Consider the following 22,718-nt stretch of genomic DNA (forward strand, 5'->3'; position numbering starts at 1 on the left):
CGTGATGATCTGCACTCCGGGACGGCCGGTGCGGGTCAGTCAACGGTCCGTGGCCCGTCGCCGAGGGCGGGCCGGCTCCCGGCGGCGCGGGCGGCCCGCCGGTGTGCCTGGAAGATCGTCGCGGTGATCAGCCCGAGCGCGCCGAGCAGCGCCCACAGGGTCAGCCCGGCCGTGGCCCAGCCGGCCGAGCGGCGATCGAAGTACACCGCCGAGCGGATCAGGTCGGTGGCCAGTCCGGGCACGTTCCAGCGGTGCATGCCGCGCATCCAGTCGGGCAGGAACTCGGGGGCGTAGATGCCGCCGGACCCGGGGTTGCCCAGCACCACGAGCAGCAGGATGACGATGCCGGTGCCGATCACGCCGAGCCAGGCCTGCACGGCGGCGGCCACCATGGCGGCGGCGAAGACGGTCAGCGCGCCGACCCCGGAGAGCGCGACGATGTCGTGGTCCCAGACGTCGAGCACCGGACTGACCACGACGGCCCCGACGATCCCGAGCAGCACCGAGTAGACCGCGAGCGCGGCGATCCGCAGGCCGGCCCGGGGCAGGCCGGCAGGCGCGGTGCGGGTCTGCAGGCCGAGCGCGGTGGAGGCGAGATAGCCGCCGAGCACGAGGCCGACCGCCAGGTAGAACGGGACGAGGCCGCGCGGGTCGGTCTCCGCCACCGGCACCTCGTCGGCGACCTGGATCGGCACGCCGGCCTGCCGGGCGGCCTCGGTGAGCACCTGGGTCACCAGTTCGGCGGCGGCCGGCGAGGAGGCGCTGGCGGTGGTGAGCCGCAGCCCGTTGTCCGGACCGCCGGTGAGCACACCGTAGACGGCGCGGGCGGTCAGGCCGTCGTCGGCGGCCGTCGGGTCGTCGTACTCGACCGGTTTGAGCTTGTCGGTGCGCTGCCGCACGGCGGCCAGCACGGCCTGGGCGCGCTGGTCGCCGAGCACCACCCCGACCGGGACGTCCCGCGGGTCGGGCTGGTGCAGCGCGCCCACGTACGCGGCGATGAACGCGGTGGCCAGGGCGAGGGTGCCGACCAGCAGCGCCGCGGTGCGGGGCAGCCAGCGGCGTACCGGAAGGTCCCGCTCCGCCTCGTCCACGGGCTCAGCCTATGGTGGCGCTTCGCCCGGTTTGCGGGGTTTCGCCACCCTTCGCCGCGGCGGCGGTCAGCCCTCCACGGTGGCGAAGGCGCGGACCGGGAAGGTGCCCATGCCGGCCACCCGCGGCGGCGCGGCGGTGAACCGGAACCCCTCCGGCGGCAGGGCGGCCAGCCCGGTCAGGTGCTCGGCGATCGGGATGCCGGCGGCGAGCAGGGCGCTGTGCGCGGGGCGCTGCCCGGCGGCGGCCGGGGTCATGTCGTCGATGTTGATCGAGTCGATGCCGACCAGCGCCGCGCCCGCCTCGACCAGCCAGTCGGCGCCGTCGGCGGTCAGGTAGGGGGCGTCCGGGCCGGCGTACCGGTCGGTGCCGAAGTGGACGTCCCAGCCGGTGTGCAGCAGCACCGCCCGGCCCGCCACCTCGTACGGGGCGAGCAGCAGCCGGTCGACCGCGCGGGTGCCGGCGGGCACCCGGACCACCAGGCCGGGCAGGTCGGCGAGCCGGTCCAGCGGTACGCCGGTGAGATCCGGCCCGTCGGCCCAGCGGTGCGCCGGGGTGTCCAGGTAGGTGCCGGTGTTGGCGATCATGTCGATCCGCGCGACGTGGAACTCCACGCCCGGCGCGTACCGCTCCCGGGACGCCTCCCAGGTCAGCCAGTCGGTGATCCGGGGCGGCTGCCAGCCAGGCAGCGTGACCATCCCGTCGCTGATGACGTGACTGAGCTCGATCAGCCGCCGGCCGCCCTCGGCCGCCGGTGCCCCCGTGCCCCGACCGCCCTTGTGCGGCTCCTCGATGATCGTCTTGCCGCTGATCCGCACGTCGGCGACCATCAGCAGCCCGAGGTGCCGGACGAACAGCGCGGCCAACTCCGTGTCGGCGATGTCGCGGCCGGGAATGTCGAGGCGGAAGCCCTCCGTCCGGAGTCCCCCACCGTTGGCGAAGGCGACCTCCGCGTCGAACTGTGCCCGGTACTGCTCAATCATGCCGCTCACCGCACCACGCCGGCCGCCGCACGGGCAAGATCCGCCGTCGGAATGCCGTGCAGCCCACAGCGGGCAGGGCAGGGAAGGTGCCGCGCGGGGGGAGCGCGGCACCTCCGGCGGCCCCGCTGGGCGGTGGACCTCCTGCGCGGACCCGCGCCGGGGCGTCGGGCCCCCCCGAATGGGTCCGCGTGTCCCCGCCGTCCCGGCGTCCTGGGGCGACCGGGATCGGGCCGTTGCCGACAATCCTCGGTCGGTCGGCCGACCCGGTCTTGTAAAAATGTGCGCGATTCGGGTCCGGACCCCGCTCAGGCCGCCCCGGTCCGCGGCGCGGGGCTGTGCAACAGCCGCCGCAGCCGGGCCGGCGGGTGGCCCACCTGGTCCCGGAGCACCCGGGTCAGGTGCGCCTGGTCGGCGAAGCCGTAGTCGCTGGCCAACGCGCCGAGCGGGCGCCCGTCCGGCTCGACCAGGGTGTCCAGCACCGCCTGGACCCGCAGCCGGTTCCGGTACGCGGTCAGGCTGCTCCCGGTGACCCGCTGGAAGACCCGGCTCAGGTGGTGCGGCGAGCAGCCGACCGCCCGGGCGACCTCCTCGAGGCCGAGCGTGAAGTCGGAGGTGGCCAGCACCTCGCGGGCGCGGTCGGCGAGGCGCCGGTGTGCGGCGAGCGTCGACGGGCGCCGCCGGATCGCGTGGTCGAGGTCGGCGTCGGCCCCCTCGCCGGCCAGCCGGCTGTGCTGGAGCAGCCGGCCCAGGAAGCGGTGGAACCGCTCGGCCAGCTCGAAGCTGTCCAGCCCGCGCCGGGACGCGGCGACCAGCTGCCGGTGCGCCAGGTCCAGGGCCGGGTCGGAGCGGCCGTCCCAGCCGTCGCGGGCGAACCAGCGGGCCGCGTCCGGCCGCTCGGCCAGCACCTCGTGATCCACCTCTAGGCAGGTGTACGAGTCGCCGCAGCCGTACGGGTGGGCCACCGCCATCTCGTCGCCGGGCCGGGCGAACAGGACGGACGTGCTGTCGGCGACCGCCGTACGCCCGTTGAACCGGCGCTGGTACGCCCCCGACACGCCGATGAGGATCTTGTACCGGTCGTCCGCCACGCTCTCCGACCAACCATGGTCCTCGACGATGCAGCGGGCCTGGTAGATCAGGATCCCGTCCGGATGGCCGAGCACCCGCCAGCGGGCGGACGTGGTGCTCCGGCGTGGATCACTGCCGACTCCCTCGGGCAACGCGACTCTCCCCCCGGTGGCCCGTCCCGGCGTGCCGTGCCGGGCGGGTTCCTGGAGAGATAGTGTCGAGCCGACAGACCCCCCGTCCAGCCCGGGCGAGGGGTGATCGTCGTGTGCTCTCCGCGGGGAAGTGATCACGCATGCTCACCGGACTGTTCGCCGCCGCCCTGGCCGATCCCGGGCTGGCCCGCGCGCGTGACCTGGCGCGCTCCGGTGCCGCCCAGGTCGACGGCCTGGACCTGACCGCCCCGGCCGCGCTGCGCCCGTTCGCCGTCGCGGCCGTCGCCGCCGACGAGCCGGCCGGGGGCGCCGGACGGCCGGTGCTCGCCGTGACCGCCACCACCCGGGAGGCCGACGACCTGGCCGCCGCGCTGGGCAGCCTGCTCCCGCCGGAGCAGGTGGCGGTCTTCCCGTCCTGGGAGACGCTGCCGCACGAGCGGCTCTCGCCCCGCTCCGACACGGTCGGGCGGCGGCTGGCCGTGCTGCGCCGGCTGGCCCACCCGGACGCGGCCGACGCGCACGGCCGCACCGGCCCGCTGCGGGTGGTCGTGGCGCCCGTCCGGTCGCTGCTCCAGCCACAGCTCAAGGGGCTCGGCGACCTGGAACCGGTGCAGCTCGCCGCCGGCGACGAGGCGGACCTGGAGGAGATCGCCCGCCGGCTCACCGACATGGCGTACGCCCGGGTGGACCTGGTCACCAAGCGCGGCGAGTTCGCGGTGCGCGGCGGCATCCTCGACGTCTTCCCGCCCACCGACGAGCACCCGTCCCGGGTCGAGTTCTGGGGCGACGAGGTGGAGGAGATCCGCACCTTCGCCGTGGCCGACCAGCGCACCATCGAGGGCGTGGCGCAGCTGTGGGCGCCGCCGTGCCGGGAGCTGCTGCTCACCCCGGAGGTGCGGAAGCGGGCCGCCGCGCTGGCCGCCGAGCACCCCGAGCTGACCGAGATCCTGGACAAGCTGGCCGAGGGCATCCCGGTCGAGGGGATGGAGTCGTTGGCCCCGGCGCTGATCGGCGCCGACGCGCTGGAGCTGCTCGTCGACTGCATGCCGACCGGCAGCCACGTGCTGCTCTGCGACCCGGAGCGGATCCGCACCCGGGCGCACGACCTGGTCCGTACCTCGGAGGAGTTCCTTCAGGCCAGCTGGGCCGCGGCCGCCGTCGGTGGCCAGGCCCCGGTCGACCTCGGCGCCGCGGCCTTCAAGACCCTCGCCGAGGTACGCACCCGCGCCCGCGCCCTGCGCCAGCCCTGGTGGACGCTGTCGCCGTTCGGCCTGGTGGACGACCCTCATTCGGTCCGGAGCGCCGGCCACCGGCGCGGAGGCCGAATTATGGTCGACGCGGACGCGGCGTCCGCCCGGCAGCCCTGGGAGGACGAGCCGGTCGAGGTCGACGTCACCCCGGACGACGCCATCGCGGTCACGCTGGCCGCCCAGCCCGCCCCGCTCTACCACGGCGAGACCGCCCGGGTGGTCGCCGACCTGAAGCGCTGGGCCGACCAGGGCTGGTCGATCGCGCTGGTCTTCGAGGGGCACGGGCCCGCCCAGCGGGCCGTCGAGGTGCTCCGCGACGCCGGCCTGGGCGCCCGGCTCACCGAGGAGGTGCCGGCCGCGCCGGTCCCCGGCGAGCTGCTGGTCTCCTGCGGCCGCCTGACCGCCGGCTTCGTCGACGAGGCGTCCCGGTTCGTGCTGCTCACCGGCGACGACGTCACCGGCGGCCGGGGCACCTCCACCCGCGACATGCGCAAGCTGCCCAGCCGGCGGCGCAACACCATCGACCCGCTGGAGCTGCGGGCCGGCGACTTCGTGGTGCACGAGCAGCACGGCATCGGCCGGTACGTCGAGCTGGTCCAGCGCACCGTCAACGGCGCCAGCCGGGAATACCTGGTCATCGAGTACGCGCCGAGCAAGCGCGGCCAGCCCGGCGACCGGCTCTTCGTCCCCACCGACCAGCTCGACCAGCTCTCCCGGTACGTCGGCGGCGAGCAGCCCACGCTGCACAAGATGGGCGGCTCGGACTGGCAGAAGTCCAAGGCCCGGGCGCGCAAGGCGGTCCGTGAGATCGCCGCCCAGCTCATCCAGCTCTACGCCGCGCGCAAGGCGTCCAAGGGGCACAACTTCGGCCCCGACACGCCGTGGCAGCGGGAGCTGGAGGACGCGTTCCCGTGGCAGGAGACGCCCGACCAGCTGGCCGCCATCGAGGAGGTCAAGCGGGACATGGAGCAGACCGTCCCGATGGACCGGCTGATCTGCGGCGACGTCGGCTACGGCAAGACCGAGATCGCGGTGCGGGCGGCGTTCAAGGCGGTGCAGGACGGCAGGCAGGTGGCCGTGCTGGTGCCCACCACCCTGCTGGTGCAGCAGCACTACAACACGTTCGCCGAGCGGATGAGCCAGTTCCCGGTCAACATCCGGCAGCTGAGCCGGTTCCAGACACCGAAGGAGAGCGAGCGGACGCTGGAGATGGTCGCCGACGGCAGCGTCGACATCGTGATCGGCACCCACCGGCTGCTCCAGGCGGCCACCCGGTTCAAGCAGTTGGGCCTGGTGATCATCGACGAGGAGCAGCGGTTCGGCGTCGAGCACAAGGAGCACCTGAAGACGCTGCGCGCCTCGGTCGACGTGCTGGCCATGTCGGCCACCCCGATCCCGCGCACCCTGGAGATGGCGATCACCGGCATCCGGGAGATGTCCACCATCGCCACCCCGCCCGAGGAGCGGCACCCGGTGCTCACCTTCGTCGGGGCGTACGACGACCGGCAGGTGGCCGCCTCCATCCACCGCGAGCTGCTCCGCGACGGGCAGGTGTTCTACCTGCACAACCGGGTCGAGTCGATCGACAAGGCGGCCCGGCGGATCCGGGAGCTGGTGCCCGAGGCCCGGGTGGCGGTGGCGCACGGACAGATGGGCGAGGACGCCCTGGAAAAGGTGATGGTCGGCTTCTGGGAGAAGGAGTTCGACGTGCTGGTGTGCACCACGATCGTGGAGTCCGGCATCGACATCCCGAACGCCAACACGCTGATCGTGGAGCGGGCCGACCTGCTCGGCCTGGCCCAGCTGCACCAGATCCGGGGCCGGGTCGGTCGCGGCCGGGAGCGGGCGTACGCGTACTTCCTCTATCCGCCGGACAAGCCGCTCACCGAGAACGCGCACGAGCGGCTGGCCACCATCGCCCAGCACACCGAGCTGGGCGCCGGCATGTACGTGGCGATGAAGGACCTGGAGATCCGGGGCGCCGGCAACCTGCTCGGCGGCGAGCAGTCCGGGCACATCGAGGGCGTCGGCTTCGACCTGTACGTGCGGATGGTCGGCGAGGCGGTCTCCGCGTTCAAGGGCGAGCGGCCGGAGGAGGAGGTCGACGTCAAGATCGACCTGCCGGTCGACGCGCACCTGCCGCACGACTACGTCGCGGTGGAGCGGCTGCGCCTGGAGATGTACCGCAAGCTCGCCGAGGCCCGGGACGACGAGCGGCTGCGCGAGGTGGTCGCCGAGATGACCGACCGGTACGGCGAGCCGCCCGCCCCGGTGCAGAACCTGGTGGCGGTGGCCCGGTTCCGGTTGCTGGCCCGCCGCTACGGCCTGACCGACGTGTCGATGCAGGGCAAGCACATCCGGTTCGGCCCGCTGCCGCTGCCCGACTCCAAGCAGCTGCGGCTCAAGCGCTACCACCCGGACTCGGTCTACAAGGCCGCGCTCGACCAGGTCAGCGTGCCCCGGCCGAGCACCCGCCGGATCGGCGGCGAGCCGCTGCGCGACCAGGCGCTGCTGGAGTGGTGCGCCCAGCTCCTCTCCGACGTGCTCGGCGAGCCCGAGGAGCTGGCCGGTGCCGCCGGCCCCGCAACGGCGGGCGCACGGTGAGCCGCCGGGCCGGGGGCACCGCGCAGTCGGGGAGTGCGGACATCGCGGTGGGCGGCGTCACAGCCGGGCGGAGGGCGTGAGAGAGTGGCCGTCATGCGTGCTCGCCGTCTCCTCGCCGCCGCCAGCGTCGCGGCCCTCGCTGTGCTTCCCGTCGCCGGCTGCGGCCGGTCCGCCCCGGACGTCGCCGCGTACGTCGGTGACACCAGCTACTCGATCGACCGGGTCAACGCCATCCGGGACGAGGCCGCGCAGGCGTACGCCGGGGTGGTCAAGTCCGCCGAGGAACAGGGCCAGCAGGTGCCGGCCGAGCGGCGGCAGCTGGACCTGGACGGTCAGGACGTGGTCAACCTGCTGGTCGGCCTCGACCTGGGTAAGCGGATCGTCGCGGCGAAGCAGCTGCAGACCGCCGACGAGATCAGCCCGGCGGACATCGGGCAGGCGCTCAACGTGCCGGACACCGAGTACGCGCGGCTCGCCGCCGAGTGGTACGACGTCTTCGCCGCGCTCGGCAAGGGGCTGCCGAAGGCGGAGCTGTCCGACGCCGACCGGACCGCCGTCTACGCGGCGCTGGTGAAGGCGAACGTGGCCCCGGCCGGCTGGTCCGTGGACGACCAGCGCAAGGCCTTCGCCGACCCGACCATCGCGCCGCAGCTGTCGGCCGTGGTGGGGCTGAGCGAGGCGCTGAAGGACGAGGTGGAGCGCCAGGACGTGCGGGTGAATCCGCGCTACGCGTCGCTCGCCGTGCCGGCCCTGCTCCAGCTGCGCACCATCAGCCTCTACGACCTGCCGTACGTCGACGGCGCCGACCAGGTGACCGACGTCTCGACCCCGGAGCCGGAGGCCACCGACCCGGCCGAGACGGACGCCTCCACCGGCCCGGCCACCACCTGAGCATGACGGCACGGATCATCCTGCTGGTCACCTCGCCCCGGCTGCCGGCCGGCCTGCTGACCGCGGCCGCCTGGGACGCCGTACGCGAAGCTCCGGTGCTGGCCGGCGCGGAGAGCGAGCTGACCCGGGTGGTCCGCACGGCGGGCGCCGAGGTGGCCGTGGTCACCGGGGGTGCGACGCAGGCGCTGCTCGACGCGGCGGCGGCCCACGGCACGGCGGTCTGGCTGGCCGGACCGACCGGGGACGAGGCGCTGGCCCGGGAGCTGGGGCTGCGGCTGGCCCGCGAGCCGGGGCTGGCCGAGCTGGAGTTGATGTACGGCTCCTGGGACCCGCCCGGCGCCCGGCTGCTCGACGCGGTCGAGGTGATGGACCGGCTCGCCTCGCCGGGCGGCGACCCGTGGAAGCGCGCGCAGACGCACCGCAGCCTGGCCGGTTTCCTGCTGGAGGAGTGCTATGAGGCGTACGACGCGATCAGCGCCGACGACACCGACGCGCTCCGCGAGGAGCTGGGTGACGTGCTGCTCCAGGTGCTGCTGCACGCCCGGCTCGCCGAGGACCTGCCCGAGGGGAAGAGCTGGACGGTCGACGACGTGGCCGGCGGCCTGGTCGACAAGATGGTCCGGCGCAACCCGCACGTCTTCGCCGGGGTCGAGGCCGGCTCGATCGAGGAGATCGAGGCGAACTGGGAGCGGATCAAGCGGGCGGAGAAGACCCGGGAGTCGGTGCTGGACGGCATCGCGCTGAGCCAGCCGGCCCTCGCCCTGGCCGCCAAGATCCTCGACCGCGCCGCCCGCATCGGTCTGGCCGTGCCCCCGCCGCTCGCCGAGTCCCAGGTAGACCCCGAGGCCCGCCTCGGCGCCGCCCTCCTAACCACGGTGGCCGCCGCAAGGCAGTCGGGAATCGACCCCGAAGCCGCCCTCCGCCGAGCCGCCCTCGCCTACGCCCAAGCCGTCCGCGCCGCCGAACCCCCCTCCCCGCCCACCCCACCCCCCACCCCCACCCCGCCGGGTTGATCAAGGAGTTTGGGTCCGGAACCGGGACCGGGCCGACGCAAACCCCTTGATCACCGGAAAGGCGGTGGGGCAGCCGACGCAGACCCCTTGATCACCGGAAAGGCGGTGGGGCGGGGACGGGCGGGGCAGGTGGGTAGGGTTTCGGCATGGAAGCGTTCGGGCCGCTCGCGGAGCGGATCGTGGAGGCGTTGCTGGAGAGCCGGCCCGGGCTGGCCACGTCCGCCGGGGACCATCGGTACGACGACCGGCTGCCCGACCTTTCCGCCGACCCCCTCGCCGCCGACCAGGCGATGCTCAAGGACGCGGCCGACGCCCTCTCCGAGATCGACCCGGACGCCCTCGACGTCCCGGAACAGGTCGACCACGCCCTGCTCAGCAACCTGGTCGACCGGGAGCTGTTCGAGGCCACCCAGATCCGCACGCCCGAATGGGACCCGCTGCGGCACAATCCCGGCCCGCTGCTGCACGCCCTGCTGGCCCGCCCGTACGCACCGGCCGAGGAACGGCTGACCCACCTGGCCGGGCGGCTGGCCGCCGTACCCGACGCGCTGGCCACCGCCCGCGCGACGCTGCGCGACATGCCCCGGATCCACGCCGAGACGGCGATCGGGCAGTTCACCGGCACGGCGGCGCTGATCCGCGACGAGGTGCCGGTGCTGCTGGCCGAGGCGCCGGGCCTGCACGGCCGGGTGGAGCCGGCCGCCACCGCGGCGATCGCCGCGCTGGAGGAGTTCGTGGCCTGGCTGCGGATGGGCCTGGTCGCCGATACCGGTCCGGGGCGCGATCCGCGGCTGGGCCGGCGCCGGTGGGAGGCGCGGCTCTGGCACACCCTGGACACCGAGCTGAGCGCCGCCGAAATCCAGCGCCGGGCCTGGGCCAATCTCGACCGGGTCGGCGCCGAGATCCGCGCGGCGGCCGTCGAGCTGGTCGGCGGCCCGGCCGACGACGAGACGGTACGCCGGGCGCTGGACCTGCTCGCCGCCGAGCACCCCGACGACGCCACCATCGTCGACCTCGCCTCGGTCACCCTCGACGAGGCGACCGACTTTGTCCGCGCGCACGACCTGGTCACCCTGGTCGACGACCCGTGTGTGATCCAGGAGATGCCGGAGTTCGCCCGGGGCGTGGCGGTGGCCTACTGCGACTCGCCCGGCCCGCTGGAGACGGCGGACGTGCCGACCTTCTACTGCATCGCGCCCACCCCGGCGGACTGGCCGGCGCACCGGGTCGACTCCTTCTACCGGGAGTACAACGATCACATGATCCGGAACCTGACCGTGCACGAGGCGATGCCGGGGCATTTCCTCCAGCTCGCCCACGCCCGTCGCTACGCCGGCCCCACCCGGGTCCGCGCGCTCACCGAGTCCGGGGTGTTCGTCGAGGGCTGGGCGGTCTACACCGAGGAGCTGATGGCCGGGCTCGGCTTCGGCGGCCTGCCGGTCCGGCTCCAACAGCTCAAGATGCAGCTCCGGATGACCATCAACGCGCTGCTCGACCAGCTGGTGCACGCCGAGGACCTGACCGAGGCCGACGCCATGGCGCTGATGACCGGGCGCGGCTTCCAGGAGGAGGGCGAGGCGGCCGGCAAGTGGCGCCGGGCGCTGCTCACCTCCACCCAGCTCTCCACCTACTTCGTCGGCTACAGCGAGATGGCCGACATCGCCCGGGCCCGCCCGGGCGGGGTGCCGGTACGCGACTGGCACGACGCGATGCTGGCGCACGACTGCCCGCCGCCGCGCCACCTGCGTACCCTGCTGGGCCTCGCCTGAGGGCTGCTGGAGCCGTCGCCCAGGGCCGGCGGTCCAGGTACCGGGGGGCGTTCGGGCGTCCCGGCGGGTCCGGTCGTCACGAGGTGCCGGTACGGCGGTCCACCACCCCGGCGCCGGGCGGCACGTCGAAGGCGGCGGCCCGGACCGTGTCGGTGTAGCCGGTCAATGTCAGCTCGGCGGGCTTGTTGTCGATTGTGCCGGCGAAGCTGGCCAGCACGCCCTCGTTGGTGACGCAGGCGGTGAAGCGTTCCCCGGCCCGGGCGACGTCGACGCAGGTGGCGTGCCGCCCGGCCAGGGTGGTGTCGCTCTGCTCGATCTCCGCCTCGGGGTCGAACGCGGCGTCGGTGAGCAGCCGGATGACCGCCGGCGGGGTGACCAGCCCGTGCTTGCGGGCCTCCGCGTAGACGATCACGGACGGCTTGCCGGCGGTGAGCACCGGCGGCGACAGCGTGCAGGAGGTGCGCCCGCCGGTGCTGGCGCACCGGGTCACCGCCTGCTGGGTCACCGTGATCTTGCCGTCCGGCCAGGTGTACGAGGACTGCAGCGGCTTCGTGGTCTGCGCGATCGAGGCGCTCCGTCCGCCGTCCAGCTGGTAGTCCGCGGCCCAGGTCTGTTCCAGCGACCGGTCCATCCGGGCGGCCAGGTCGTTGACCAGATCGGCCCTTCCGAGCGCGACACCGGCATCGTCAACGGCCTGACAGCCGGTGACGGAGAGCGACGCGATGACCGAGGCGGCGAGCACGCGGAGAGTCGTCGTGGCGGCGGGCATGGGCCCCAGCCTTGTCGATCCGGGCAACCTCTCGCAAACCCGTTGCCGGTTGAGGCCCGAGAATCCGGGAATGTCCGTGTCCGCGGGCCGGGCCGGTGCGCCCCGAGCGACGTGCGCTCCGGCACCGACCGATACGCTGCGTTCAACACCTGCCTCAGCCGCACCGTCGCGGCCCATACCGGACCGGAACACACAAACGAGGAGCGACTCAGTGGCAACCATCGAGGGAATCGTCGCCCGGGAGATCCTGGACTCGCGGGGCAACCCGACGGTCGAGGTCGAGGTCGGGCTCGACGACGGCACGATCGCCCGCGCCGCGGTGCCGTCCGGCGCCTCCACCGGCGCCTTCGAGGCGATCGAGCTGCGCGACGGTGACGCCGACCGCTACCAGGGCAAGGGTGTCGAGAAGGCGGTCGCCAACATCGAGGACAAGATCGTCGACCAGCTCATCGGGTACGAGGCCAGCGAGCAGCGGCTGATCGACCAGAAGATGCTCGACATCGACGGCACCGACAACAAGGCCGAGCTGGGCGCCAACGCCATCCTCGGCGTCTCGCTGGCGGTGGCGAAGGCCGCCGCGGGCAGCGCCGAGCTGAGCCTCTTCCGCTACCTGGGCGGCCCGAACGCGCACCTGCTGCCGGTCCCGATGATGAACATCCTCAACGGTGGCGCGCACGCCGACTCGAACGTCGACATCCAGGAGTTCATGATCGCTCCGATCGGGGCGCCCACCTTCCGCGACGCGCTGCGCTCCGGCGCCGAGGTCTACCACGCGCTCAAGTCGGTGCTGAAGAAGAAGGACCTCTCCACCGGCCTGGGCGACGAGGGCGGCTTCGCCCCGAACCTGCCCACCAACGCCGCCGCGCTGGACCTGATCGCCGAGGCGGTGGAGAAGGCCGGCTACCGGCTCGGCACCGACATCGTCTTCGCCCTCGACGTGGCCGCCACCGAGTTCTTCGACAACGGCACCTACACCTTCGAGGGTGCGGCGAAGAGCGCCGAGGAGATGAGCAACTACTACACCAAGCTCGTCGGCGACTACCCGATCGTGTCCATCGAGGACCCGCTGTCGGAGGACGACTGGAGTGGCTGGGCCACCCTCACCGCGGCGCTCGGCGACCGGATCCAGATCGTCGGGGACGACCTGTTCGTGACCAACCCGCAGCGCATCGCCCGGGGCATCACCGAGAAGGCGGCCAACGCGGTGCTCGTGAAGGTCAACCAGATCGGCTCGCTGACCGAGACGCTGGACGCGGTCGACCTCGCCCACCGGGCCGGCTTCAGCTGCATGATGAGCCACCGTTCGGGCGAGACCGAGGACACCACCATCGCCGACCTGGCCGTCGCCACCGGCTGCGGCCAGATCAAGACGGGCGCCCCGGCCCGCTCCGACCGGGTCGCCAAGTACAACCAGCTCCTGCGGATCGAGGAGGAGCTGGCCGACGCGGCGCGCTACGCCGGCGCCGGCGCGTTCCCGCGCTACCGTTCGGCCTGAGCCGAGAGCTCCGGGGAGGGGTGTGACGATGCAGCAGCGCCGCACACCGGGTGGTCAGCGTCCCGCCCGCCGGCCGGGTCAGGCCGGCCGGCCGGGCGGGGCCCGGGTCCGGTCGACGGTCCGCGACGGGGGCGTCCGCGCCGAGCCGCGCGCCGCCGGTCGCTCGCCCGGCGCCACCCGAGGCACCGACGGCGTACGCTCCGCGAGCCGGCCGGGGGCCGCCCGGCGGACCGGGGCCGGTGGCACGGTCAAGCGGCTCACCGCACCCCAACCCCGGCGCTTCACCGGGCGCGCCACCGTGCTCTTCGCGGTGCTGATCGCGCTCGCCCTGGCGTACACCTATCCGGTCCGGGTCTACCTGGACCAGCAGGCGGACATCGAGCGGATGGAGGCGTCCCAGGCCGACCAGCGCCGCCGGATCGAGGAGCTCACCGCCGAGGCCGCCAAGTGGCAGGACCCGGCGTACGTCGAGACCCAGGCCCGGGAACGCTTCTTCATGGGCCGGCCCGGCGAGACCCTGCTGATCGTCCTCTCCGACCCGGAGGGCGCCGCGAAGGACGCCGGGAAGGGTGCCCGGCCGGGGCCGCCGAAGGCGCCCGAACCCTGGTACGACACCCTGTGGTCGAGCGTGCGGGCGGCCAACGCCGAGCGCCCCGACAAATGACCACCACGAACGAGAGAGGCACCGTGAGCGTCGTACCACCGCAGGAGCCGGCGGCGGACTCCGTACCCCCGCCGGAACGGCAACCGGCCACCGAGGCCGACCTGGCCGCGGTGGCCGCGCAGCTCGGTCGCCCGCCCCGCGGCACCCGGGCGGTGGCCCACCGCTGCCCGTGCGGCCTGCCCGACGTGGTGGAGACGACGCCCCGGCTGGCCGACGGCACCCCTTTCCCGACGCTGTTCTACCTGACCTGCCCGCGGGCCACCGCGGCGTGCAGCCGGCTGGAGTCGGCGGGCCTGATGAAGGAGATGGCCGAGCGGCTCGCCGAGGACCCGGAGCTGGCCGCCCGCTACCGGGCCGCGCACGAGGACTACCTGACCCGCCGGGAGGCGATCGGCGAGGTGCCGGAGATCGCCGGCATCTCGGCCGGCGGCATGCCGGGGCGGGTGAAGTGCCTGCACGTGCACCTGGGGCACGCGCTCGGCGCCGGGCCGGGGGTCAACCCGTTCGGCGACGAGACGCTGGCGCTGGTGGAGAAGTGGTGGGCGGCCGGCCCGTGTGTGGACGTGCCGGCGGCGGGGTGAGATGAGCGCCGCCGACGAGATCGCCGTCCGCCGGGCCCGCACCTCCGACGTGCGGGGCATCCGGCGGCTGGTCGACACCTACACCAACGACCGGCGGCTGCTCAGCAAGGCCACCGTCACCCTCTACGAGGACGTGCAGGAGTTCCGGGTGGCGGTCACCGCGGACGGCACAATCGTCGGCTGCGGCGCCCTGCACGTGATGTGGGAGGACCTGGCCGAGATCAGGACGGTGGCGGTGGACCCGGCCTGCCGGGGCCGCAAGATCGGGCACCGGATCGTCGGTGAGCTGATCGACGCGGCCCGCGAGCTGGGCGTGGCGAAGATCTTCGTGCTGACCTTCGAGACCGCCTTCTTCGGCTCGTTCGGCTTCCGCGAGATCGATGGCGCCCCGGTCCCGCAGCCGGTCTTCGAGCAGCTGCTCCGCTCCTACGACGAGGGCGTCGCGGAGTTCCTCGAGTTGGAACGGGTCAAGCCGAACACCCTGGGCAACACCCGGATGCTGCTGCGACTCTGACGGCGGCTCAGCGCCGGCGGGGATGGGCGGCGAAGAACTCCCAGATCAGATCGGTGGCGGTCAGTCCGGCGTCGGGCGCGGCCAGCTGGCCAGCGGTCGCGCCCGGCCAGGAGTGGCTCATCTCGGGCAGGCTCCACACCGTGACGTCGCTGCCGTCGGCGCACCGCGCGTCGACCCGGGTGATCCCGGCCCGGCCCGGCTCGGCCTTCCCCGGTACGGGGCGGCAGCCGAGCCGGCGCTGCCAGGTCCGCAGCCCTTCGTGGAAGGTGTCCGCGTACCGGTCCTGCCCGCCGACGAAGGTGATCACCGAGACCGGCTGCTTCGGCACGTAGCTGTCCGGTTCGGTGAGCGGGCCGCTGTAGCCGCCGCTGACCACACCGATCGCCGCGAACCGACCGTCGCCCTCCACGGCGGCCCGGAAGCTCAGATCGCCGCCGTTGGAGATGCCGGTCAGATAGACCCGGTCCGGGTCGGCCCGCCAGGCGTCGACCAGGTGGTCGGTGAGCGCGCCGAGGAAGCCGACGTCGTCGGCGGACCCGCAGCAGATCAGCGCGTTGAAGCCGCCGTCCCGCCCGTCCGGGTAGGCGACCAGGAAGTTCTCCCGGTCCGCCCGGGCGTCCAGGCCGGCCAGTTCGCGCATCGCGGCCCCGCTGCCCGGGAAGAAGTGCAGCGCGATCACCAGCGGGGTGGGGCGCGCCGGGTCGTAGCCGGGCGGGGCGTGCAGGAGGTAGCTGCGGGACACCCCGCCGTGGGACAGGGTCAGCGTGTGGTCCCCGGCGGCGGGACGCTCGGCCGGGGTCGAGGCCGAGGGCGGGGTGCGGCCGGGCTCCCGCTCCCCGCCGCACCCCGCCCCGGCGTACGCCAGAACCAGCCCCGCCAGCACCGCGATCGTCCGTCGCACGTCCCGCCCTCCCCGTGGCCACCCGGGTTCCCACCGTCGGTTCCGGAACATCGACCGGTCAACCCTTTCGGTCCTCGCCGAAGCCGGGCACGCTTTTCCCATGCTGCGGCTGCACCTCGGACCGGCCGACCTGTGCCGGATCCGGTTCGTCGACCGGCTGCACCCGGTGGGCACCGCGATGATGGCCTGCCAGGCGCTGCACGACCCACGCAGCGCCGCCATGGCGCCGGACCTGGCGGCGGCGGCCGGTACGGCCGCGTCGGCGCCCGGCGTCCGCTCGGCCGCCGCCTCGCTGCGCCACCTGTTGCCGGCCCGGGGCCGGTTGCCCGACTTCCTCACCCCGTTCGACGGGCTGGACTCGGTGGGGGCGGGTCTCGCCGCGATCCGGGCCACCCCGGTCCGCCGGGTGCGGGCCGAGGTCGCCGCCGCGTACGGCGGGGTGGCCGCGACGCCGCTGCGGCGCGGGTTCGCGGCGGCCGACCCGGAGGTGCTGGACCTGTTCGGCCGGGCCATGCACACCTGGTTCGGTGCGGTGCTGGCCCCGCACTGGCCGGCGCTGGCCGCCCTGCACCAGCGGCAGGTGGCCGAGGCCGCGTTCGGGCTGGCCCGGCGCGGGCTGGCGGGCCTGCTCGCCGGCCTGCACCCGGCGATCCGGTGGCGGCCCCCGGTGCTGGAGGTCCGGACCTGGTGGAGCGGCGAGGTGACCGGCACCGGCCACGGGCTGATGCTGCTCCCGTCCCCGGTGGCCGGTCCGCTGCCCCGGGTGCTGGTCGAACCGGACCGGCCGGTGCTGCTCGTCTACCCGGCGGCGATGCCGGCCCGGGCCACCGCGCCGGCGGCCGACCCGCTCGCCGGGGTACTGGGCGCGACCCGGGCGGCGGTGCTGCGCCGGCTGGCCGAGCCGGGCCGGCACACCACCACGGCGCTCGCCCGCGCCGTCGGGATCAGCCTCTCGTCGGCCTCCGAGCACGCCTCCGCGCTGCGGGCCGCCGGCCTGGTCGACACCGAACGCCGCGGCGGGGCGGTCCGGCACCGGCTCACCCCGCTCGGCGCGCACCTGCTCGACGGCGCGCCGTAGCACCGGAGGCCCGGGGTCGGCTGCCGTAGGGTGGCAGCCGTGACGACGCGCGTGGCCGCCATCGACTGCGGGACCAACTCGATCCGACTGCTGGTCGCCGACCTGCCCGACCCGTCCGCCGGGCCGCAGGCGCCGTTGGTGGACCTGAGCCGCCGGATGGAGATCGTCCGGCTGGGCCAGGGCGTCGACCGGACCGGCCGGCTGGCGCCCGAGGCGATCGAGCGGACCCGGATCGCCCTCGCCGGCTACGCGGCGGAGATCGAGAAGTTCGGTGCCGAGCGGGTGCGGATGTGTGCCACCTCGGCCAGCCGGGACGCGTCGAACGCCGCCGACTTCCGGACCATGGTGGAGCAGACCCTCGGGGTGCCGCCGGAGGTGGTCACCGGCGACGAGGAGGCCCGGCTCTCCTTCACCGGCGCGGTACGCGGGCTGCCCGCCGACGCCGAGCCGCCGTACCTGGTGGTCGACATCGGTGGCGGCTCGACCGAGTTCGTGGTCGGCACCCGCGAGGGCGGCGTCCAGGCGGCGATCTCGGTGGACATCGGCTGCGTCCGGATGACCGAGCGGCACCTGCACGGCGACCCGCCCGGGCCGGACCAGGTCGCCGCCGCGCAGGCCGACATCGCGGCCGCGGTGGACCGGGCGCTGGCGGCCGTGCCGGGCCGGGAGGCGGCCACCCTGGTCGGGCTCGCCGGCTCGGTCACCACGGTGGTCGCCATCGCCCAGGGCCTCCGGGAGTACGAACCGGCGCGGATCCACCATGCCCGGGTGTCGTACGACCGGGTCGCCGCGGTCACGGCCGACCTGCTGTCGAAGACCCGCGAGCAGCGGCTGGCGATCCCGGTGATGCATCCGGGCCGGGCGGACGTGATCGGGGCGGGCGCGCTGGTGCTCCGGGTGATCATGGAACGGGCCGGGATGCCCTCGGTGGTCGCCTCCGAGCACGACATCCTCGACGGCATCGCCTGGAGTCTCCTGCCGGCGACGAGCTAGCCGGCGGCCCCGCCCAGGGGCGGTACGTACGGTGCTCGTGCCGGGTCTCCGGTGGCGTCTGGGGCAGGCCGGGCAGGATCGCCGGCGCGGCCGGGCCGCCGGAGACCCGGCTGTCAGCGACTCAGTCGCTGGTAGCGGCGAACCGCCAGCGGAGCGAACGTCGCGATCAGGAGCACCGGCCACACCACCGCCAACAGCAGCGCGTGCTCCGCCGGCCACGAGTCGCCACCCAGGCCGGGATTGCCGAACAGTTGGCGGATCGCGGCGACGGTGGCGGACAGCGGGTTCCACTCCGAGACCGCCCCGATCCACCGCGGCATCAGCTCGGGCGACACGAAGACGTTGGAGATCGCGGTGAGCGGAAACGCCGCCGGGAAGATGATCACGCCGACCGTGTCCGGGTTGCGGACCAGCAGCGCCAGGTAGATCCCGATCCAGGTGATCGCGACACGCAGCATCAGCAGGAGCCCGACGGCGAGCACCGCCCTGCCGACACCCTCCCGCCACTGCCAGCCGACCAGCAGGCCACACACCAGCAGGGTGGACATCTCCAGCAGGGCGCGCAGCAGGTCGGCGGCGCTGCGGCCGGTCATCAGGGCGGAACGCGCCATCGGCATCGACCGGAACCGGTCGACGACACCGCGGTTGAGGTCCAGCGCCAGGCCGGTCGCGGTGGCGCCGAGGCCGTACAGCATCGTCATCACGAAGATCCCGGGCATCAGGAACTCGCGGTAGTTGCCGCCACCCGGCACCTGCATGCCGCTGCCGAACACGTACCCGAAGACCAGCACGAACATGATCGGTAGCGAGAAGTAGAGGATCAGTTCCTCCGGCGCGCGGATCACGTGGGTCATGTTCCGCCGGGTCATCGTCCAGCCGTCGGCAACCGCCCGGCGCAACCGCGCCAGCGGGGTACGCGCGGGCGGCGGCGGGGCCGGTGCGGCCACCGTCCCGGGCGGTCGGGTCGCGGTCGTCATGCCGGGTCCGCCTCTCGTCCGGCCCCGACGGGCTGGCCGGCCTCGTCGGCACGGTCTCCGGTCAGGTGCAGGAACGCCTCGTCCAGCGTAGCGCTGCGCAGGCCGATGTCCTCGACCGCGATCCCCGCCTCGTCCAGCGCCCGGACGACGTCGACCAGGCCGGCGACCCGGTCGGCGACCGGCGCGTTGAGCCGCCGGATCTCCGGGTCGGCCTCGGCGTCCGCGCCACAGATCCGCGTGAGGATCCCGCCGGCCCGGGCCAGGTCGGCCGCGTCGCGGACGACCAGCTCGATCCGGTCACCGCCGGTCATCGACTTCAGCTCGTCCGGGGTGCCCTCGGCCACCAGCCGACCGGTGTCGATCACCGAGATCCGGTCGGCGAGCCGGTCGGCCTCCTCCAGGTACTGCGTGGTGAGCAGCACCGTGGTCCCGTCCGCGGCCAGCGCGCGGACGACGTCCCACACCTGGTTGCGGCTGCGCGGGTCCAGGCCGGTGGTGGGCTCGTCGAGGAAGAGCACGCGCGGCGTGCGGATCAGGCTGGCGGCGAGGTCCAGCCGGCGGCGCATCCCACCGGAGTACGAACCGGCGGACCGGCTGGCCGCCTCGTCGAGCCCGAACCGCTCCAGCAGGTCGCCGGCCCGCCGGCGGGCGGCCCGGGCGCCGAGCCCGCAGAGCCGTCCGAACAGCTCCAGGTTCTGCCGGCCGCTGAGGATCTCGTCGACCGCCGCGTACTGCCCGGTCAGCCCGATCCGGGCCCGCACCTCGTCCGGCTGACGCGCCACGTCGAACCCGGCCACGCTGGCTCGGCCGGCGTCGAGGCGCAGCAGCGTGGCGAGGACCCGTACGGCGGTGGTCTTCCCCGCGCCGTTCGGTCCCAGTAGGCCGTGGACCGTGCCACCCGGCACCGCCAGGTCAAGTTTGTCGAGCGCGCGGGTCGGGCCGTACCGCTTGCCCAGCCCTTCGGCGACGACCTCGAATGTTGTCATGCCGCCACGGTGCGGGCGGGCGCTGACCGCTCACGCACCGTCGGCTGACGGCGGCGCACCGCCCGGTCCGACCCGGGTCGCGGTCTGCTCCGCCGCGGTGATCTGCTCGAGGGCGAGGATGATCTCCGCGCGCGTCGCCTCCCCGACGTACCAGCCGGTGAGTCCGCCCGTCAACGCCGCCTCGCACAGCCGCCGGGCCGCCGCGAGGTCCCCACGCAACCGCGCCACCTGGGCGAGGCCGAGGCGGGCACCGGACACGAATTCCGGTGCGCCGCCGCGTTGGGCGAGGAGCAGGGCCCGGGCGAAGTCGTCCTGTGCCGCGGCGAGGTCACCGGCGCGCAGCCGTGTCTCGCCCCGGGTACGCAGCATGTCGGCCTGGTCGACGGTCGATCCGAGTTCCTCGGCCAACGCCATGGCCCGGTCCAGGAAGGCGCCCGCCGCTCCGGGGTCACCCTGCCACCCGGCGAGTTCGCCGAGCACGCCGAGCGTGATCATCGACCCCCAGCGGTCGCCGAGGCTCTGGGAGCCGTCGAGCGCGGTGGTCAGCGCGGTCCCTGCCCGGTCGTGCTCGCCACTCCACAGCCGCGCCGAGCCGAGTCCCATCGCGCCGAGCGCGTTGAGCCAGACATCCGAGCCGATCAGCTGCCGCAGGTCCCGCATCAGGTGGTCGATGTCCTCCCCGTCCCGGGACGGTGGCCCGGTCGAGATGCCCGACAGGTACAGCAGGAAGGGTTGCCGGGGTGGCCGGTCGAGGCTGAGGAGCAGGGACCGCTGTGATCCGGGGGGCGGCAGGCGGCCGAAACCACCGAGCGAGGCGTTGTAGACGCACAGGACGAACTCCTCGCGCAGACCGGGTGGCGCCTCCGGGCCGAGCACGTCGAGCACGTCGGCGGCCAGCCGGGCCGCTTCGCCGCGCATGCCCCGCAGCCACCAGTAGAACGACAGGGCCGCGACCAACCCGGCCGCGACCGGCGCGTCGCCGGCTCTGGTGACGCGACGGAGCGCCGCGTGCAGGTTGTCCCGCTCGGCGTCGAGCCGGCGCAGCCACGCCAACTGCTCCGCCCGGCGCAGGTGACCGTCGGCGGTCCAGGCCAGTTCGAGGAAGTACGCGGCGTGCGCACGACGGAGCTGGTCGGCCTCGCCGGCCTCGGTGAGCCGTTCGACGCAGAAGGCGCGCACCGTCTCGAGCATCCGGTACCGGCCGGCGCTCAACTCCACGAAGGACTTGTCGACCAGGCCGGTCAGCGCGTCGACGAACTCGGCGGTGGGCAGGCCGCAGATCCGCTCGGCCGCCTCCAGGGTGGCGCCACCGGCGAATACGGTGAATCGCCGGGCCAGCCGCCGTTCGGCGTCGTCGAGCAGGTCCCAGCTCCACTCGACCACCGCCCGTAGGGTCCGGTGCCGCGGCGCCCCGCTCCGGCTTCCCATCGACAGGAGCCGGAAGCGATCGTCGAGCCGGGCGGCCAGCTCGGCGATCGGCAGCCCGCGCAGCCGCGCGGCGGCCAGCTCGATCGCCAGCGGCAGGCCGTCGAGGGTGCGGCAGATCCGCAGCACCAGCTCGACGTTGGCCGACGTGACCGCGAAGTCGGGCGCGGCGTCGGCGGCCCGCTGCGCGAACAGCATGACCGCGGCGTACCCGTCGGCGTCCGTCACCGCCGTGTCCGGCGCCGGCAGGGCGAGCCCGGACACGGGGCAGAGCGCTTCGCCGGCCAGTCCGAGCGGTTCGCGACTGGTGGTCAGGACGCGCAGCGCCGGGCAGGCGCTCAGCAAGCGGGCGACCAACCGGGCAGCATCGGCGACGACGTGTTCGCAGTTGTCGAGCACGAGCAGCAGCCCCCGCTCGACCAGCGCCGCGACCAGGCGGTCGGCCGAGTCCCGGCCCGGCTCGGACGGGGCGCGCAGCCCCGCGTCGCGCAGGCCGAGCGCGCTCAGCACCGCCTGTGGTACGTCCGCTCCGTGGGCCAGCCCGGCCAGCTCGACGAAACAGACGTCGGCGTGGAGGCGGTCCGCGGCCTCGATGGCCAACCGCGTCTTGCCGGCTCCGCCAGGGCCGATGAGAGTGATCAGCCGTCGCTCGTCGAGCAGCTCGCGGAGGCGGGTCAGCTCCTCTTCCCGCCCGACGAACGTGGTGAGCTGGCCGGGCAGTCCGGGCTCGGGTTTCTCGCGTACGGCCGGGCGTTCGTCGCCGCGCAGCACGGCCAGGTGGGCCGCGGCCAGCGCGGCCGACGGGTCGGCACCGAGTTCCTCGGCCAGCGTCCGCCGGGCGTCCTCGAATTCGGCGAGTGCCTCGGCCGACCGGCCGGCCGCGGCCAGGGCGCGCATGAGCTGGATCCGCGACCGCTCCCGCAACGGATGCGCGGTGACCAGCTCGCGCAGCTCCGCGACGAGCACGGCGTGCTCGCCCAGCGCCAGCTCCGCCTCGATGCGATCGTCGAGGGCGGCCAGCCGCAGCTCGTCCAGCCGGGCCGCCTGAACGGGCGCACCGGCCACGTGGCTGACGTCGGCCAGCGCCGGTCCGCGCCACAGGTCCAGCGCCTCGTGCAGCGCCGCCGCCGCGCGGGCCCAGTCGCGGCCGGCGAGTGCCCGGTGCCCCGCCTCGGCGAGCCGCTCGAACCGGTACGCGTCGACGTCAGCGGGATCCACGGCGAGGCGGTAGCCGGCCGGGTGGAACTCGACCGGGTACGCCGCGGGCAGGGCCTGCCGCAGCCGGGACACCTGGGACTGGAGTGCGTTGGCCGCGCCCCGGGGCGGATGCTCGCCGTACAGGCCGTCGATGAGCCGATCCGTGGACACCACCCGGCCCGCGTCGAGCAGGAGCAGCGCCAGCAGGGCCCGTAGCCGCGGACCGCCCACGGGCAACTCGCGTCCGTCGGCCAGCAGCACCTGGGTCGGACCCAGGATGCGGAAGAGCATGGTGCCGATTGTCGCTGACGGCCCCGCG

At 74.4% G+C, this 22,718-nt stretch carries 18 protein-coding genes; 10 read left to right on the top strand and 8 right to left on the bottom strand.

Annotated features, from left to right (window positions below; genetic code table 11):
• Positions 1-35 precede the first annotated feature (35 nt).
• The 3 genes from LQ51_RS00235 to LQ51_RS00245 all read right to left on the bottom strand — a co-directional run bounded on the left by LQ51_RS00235 (position 36) and on the right by LQ51_RS00245 (position 3,292).
• Complete coding sequence (locus LQ51_RS00235; RefSeq protein WP_046562538.1) at positions 36-1,091, bottom strand: ABC-2 transporter permease; 1,056 nt, start codon at positions 1,089-1,091, stop codon at positions 36-38.
• Positions 1,092-1,157: 66 nt separating this feature from the next.
• On the bottom strand, positions 1,158-2,072 hold the full coding sequence (locus LQ51_RS00240) for a cyclase family protein (protein WP_052744710.1): 915 nt from the start codon (positions 2,070-2,072) through the stop codon (positions 1,158-1,160).
• 305 nt (positions 2,073-2,377) lie between these two features.
• Positions 2,378-3,292 carry a helix-turn-helix domain-containing protein gene (locus LQ51_RS00245; protein WP_156312932.1) on the bottom strand — a complete coding sequence of 305 codons (915 nt, stop codon included), beginning with the start codon at positions 3,290-3,292 and terminating at the stop codon, positions 2,378-2,380.
• A 140-nt stretch (positions 3,293-3,432) separates the two neighbouring features.
• Here LQ51_RS00245 and mfd point away from each other — a divergent pair, with 140 nt between their 5' ends.
• From mfd to LQ51_RS00265, 4 genes are all read left to right on the top strand, one after another.
• Positions 3,433-7,146: a transcription-repair coupling factor gene (gene mfd / locus LQ51_RS00250; RefSeq protein WP_046562541.1), complete on the top strand. Its 3,714-nt coding sequence runs from the start codon at positions 3,433-3,435 to the stop codon at positions 7,144-7,146.
• Between the two features lie 93 nt (positions 7,147-7,239).
• A complete protein-coding gene (locus tag LQ51_RS00255; RefSeq protein WP_046562542.1) occupies positions 7,240-8,037 on the top strand; it encodes a hypothetical protein in 798 nt (265 codons plus the stop codon).
• 2 nt (positions 8,038-8,039) lie between these two features.
• A complete protein-coding gene (locus LQ51_RS00260) occupies positions 8,040-9,050 on the top strand; it encodes a nucleoside triphosphate pyrophosphohydrolase (protein WP_046562543.1) in 1,011 nt (336 codons plus the stop codon).
• 146 nt (positions 9,051-9,196) lie between these two features.
• Positions 9,197-10,819 (top strand): DUF885 domain-containing protein, encoded by a 1,623-nt coding sequence (locus tag LQ51_RS00265; RefSeq protein WP_046562544.1) that lies wholly within the window; start codon positions 9,197-9,199, stop codon positions 10,817-10,819.
• A 76-nt stretch (positions 10,820-10,895) separates the two neighbouring features.
• Here LQ51_RS00265 and LQ51_RS00270 read toward each other — a convergent pair whose 3' ends face one another.
• The gene (locus tag LQ51_RS00270) at positions 10,896-11,588 is read right to left on the bottom strand and encodes a hypothetical protein (RefSeq protein WP_046562545.1); all 693 of its coding nucleotides are present in this window, start codon (positions 11,586-11,588) and stop codon (positions 10,896-10,898) included.
• Between the two features lie 211 nt (positions 11,589-11,799).
• Here LQ51_RS00270 and eno point away from each other — a divergent pair, with 211 nt between their 5' ends.
• From eno to LQ51_RS00290, 4 genes are read left to right on the top strand one after another with little or no spacing between them, the layout of a single operon-like run.
• Positions 11,800-13,083: a phosphopyruvate hydratase gene (gene eno, locus LQ51_RS00275; protein ID WP_046562546.1), complete on the top strand. Its 1,284-nt coding sequence runs from the start codon at positions 11,800-11,802 to the stop codon at positions 13,081-13,083.
• Between the two features lie 28 nt (positions 13,084-13,111).
• Positions 13,112-13,747, top strand: coding sequence for an FtsB family cell division protein (locus LQ51_RS00280; RefSeq protein ID WP_046562614.1), 636 nt, complete (start codon positions 13,112-13,114; stop codon positions 13,745-13,747).
• A 23-nt stretch (positions 13,748-13,770) separates the two neighbouring features.
• The gene (locus LQ51_RS00285) at positions 13,771-14,328 is read left to right on the top strand and encodes a DUF501 domain-containing protein (protein ID WP_046562615.1); all 558 of its coding nucleotides are present in this window, start codon (positions 13,771-13,773) and stop codon (positions 14,326-14,328) included.
• A 1-nt stretch (position 14,329) separates the two neighbouring features.
• Positions 14,330-14,842 (top strand): amino-acid N-acetyltransferase, encoded by a 513-nt coding sequence (locus tag LQ51_RS00290; protein WP_046562547.1) that lies wholly within the window; start codon positions 14,330-14,332, stop codon positions 14,840-14,842.
• A 7-nt stretch (positions 14,843-14,849) separates the two neighbouring features.
• On the opposite strand, the gene LQ51_RS00295 is transcribed toward LQ51_RS00290, so the two are convergent.
• The gene (locus LQ51_RS00295; protein WP_231605106.1) at positions 14,850-15,743 is read right to left on the bottom strand and encodes a CE1 family esterase; all 894 of its coding nucleotides are present in this window, start codon (positions 15,741-15,743) and stop codon (positions 14,850-14,852) included.
• Between the two features lie 100 nt (positions 15,744-15,843).
• Here LQ51_RS00295 and LQ51_RS00300 point away from each other — a divergent pair, with 100 nt between their 5' ends.
• Positions 15,844-16,821, top strand: coding sequence for an ArsR/SmtB family transcription factor (locus LQ51_RS00300; RefSeq protein WP_052744706.1), 978 nt, complete (start codon positions 15,844-15,846; stop codon positions 16,819-16,821).
• A gap of 51 nt (positions 16,822-16,872) precedes the next feature.
• Positions 16,873-17,814: a Ppx/GppA phosphatase family protein gene (locus LQ51_RS00305; protein WP_046562548.1), complete on the top strand. Its 942-nt coding sequence runs from the start codon at positions 16,873-16,875 to the stop codon at positions 17,812-17,814.
• Positions 17,815-17,927: 113 nt separating this feature from the next.
• On the opposite strand, the gene LQ51_RS00310 is transcribed toward LQ51_RS00305, so the two are convergent.
• Genes LQ51_RS00310 through LQ51_RS00320 form a run of 3 tightly spaced genes read right to left on the bottom strand, consistent with a single transcriptional unit; the run spans position 17,928 to position 22,690 of the window.
• Positions 17,928-18,791: an ABC transporter permease gene (locus LQ51_RS00310; protein ID WP_369799808.1), complete on the bottom strand. Its 864-nt coding sequence runs from the start codon at positions 18,789-18,791 to the stop codon at positions 17,928-17,930.
• A complete protein-coding gene (locus tag LQ51_RS00315; RefSeq protein ID WP_046562549.1) occupies positions 18,788-19,777 on the bottom strand; it encodes an ATP-binding cassette domain-containing protein in 990 nt (329 codons plus the stop codon). The genes LQ51_RS00310 and LQ51_RS00315 overlap by 4 nt, the downstream gene beginning before the upstream one ends.
• 30 nt (positions 19,778-19,807) lie before the next feature.
• Positions 19,808-22,690, bottom strand: a complete 2,883-nt coding sequence (locus LQ51_RS00320) for an AfsR/SARP family transcriptional regulator (RefSeq protein ID WP_046562550.1) — start codon at positions 22,688-22,690, stop codon at positions 19,808-19,810.
• Positions 22,691-22,718: the final 28 nt, after the last annotated feature.

It is taken from the genome of Micromonospora sp. HK10 (genome assembly GCF_000982955.1).
GTDB lineage: Bacteria > Actinomycetota > Actinomycetes > Mycobacteriales > Micromonosporaceae > Micromonospora.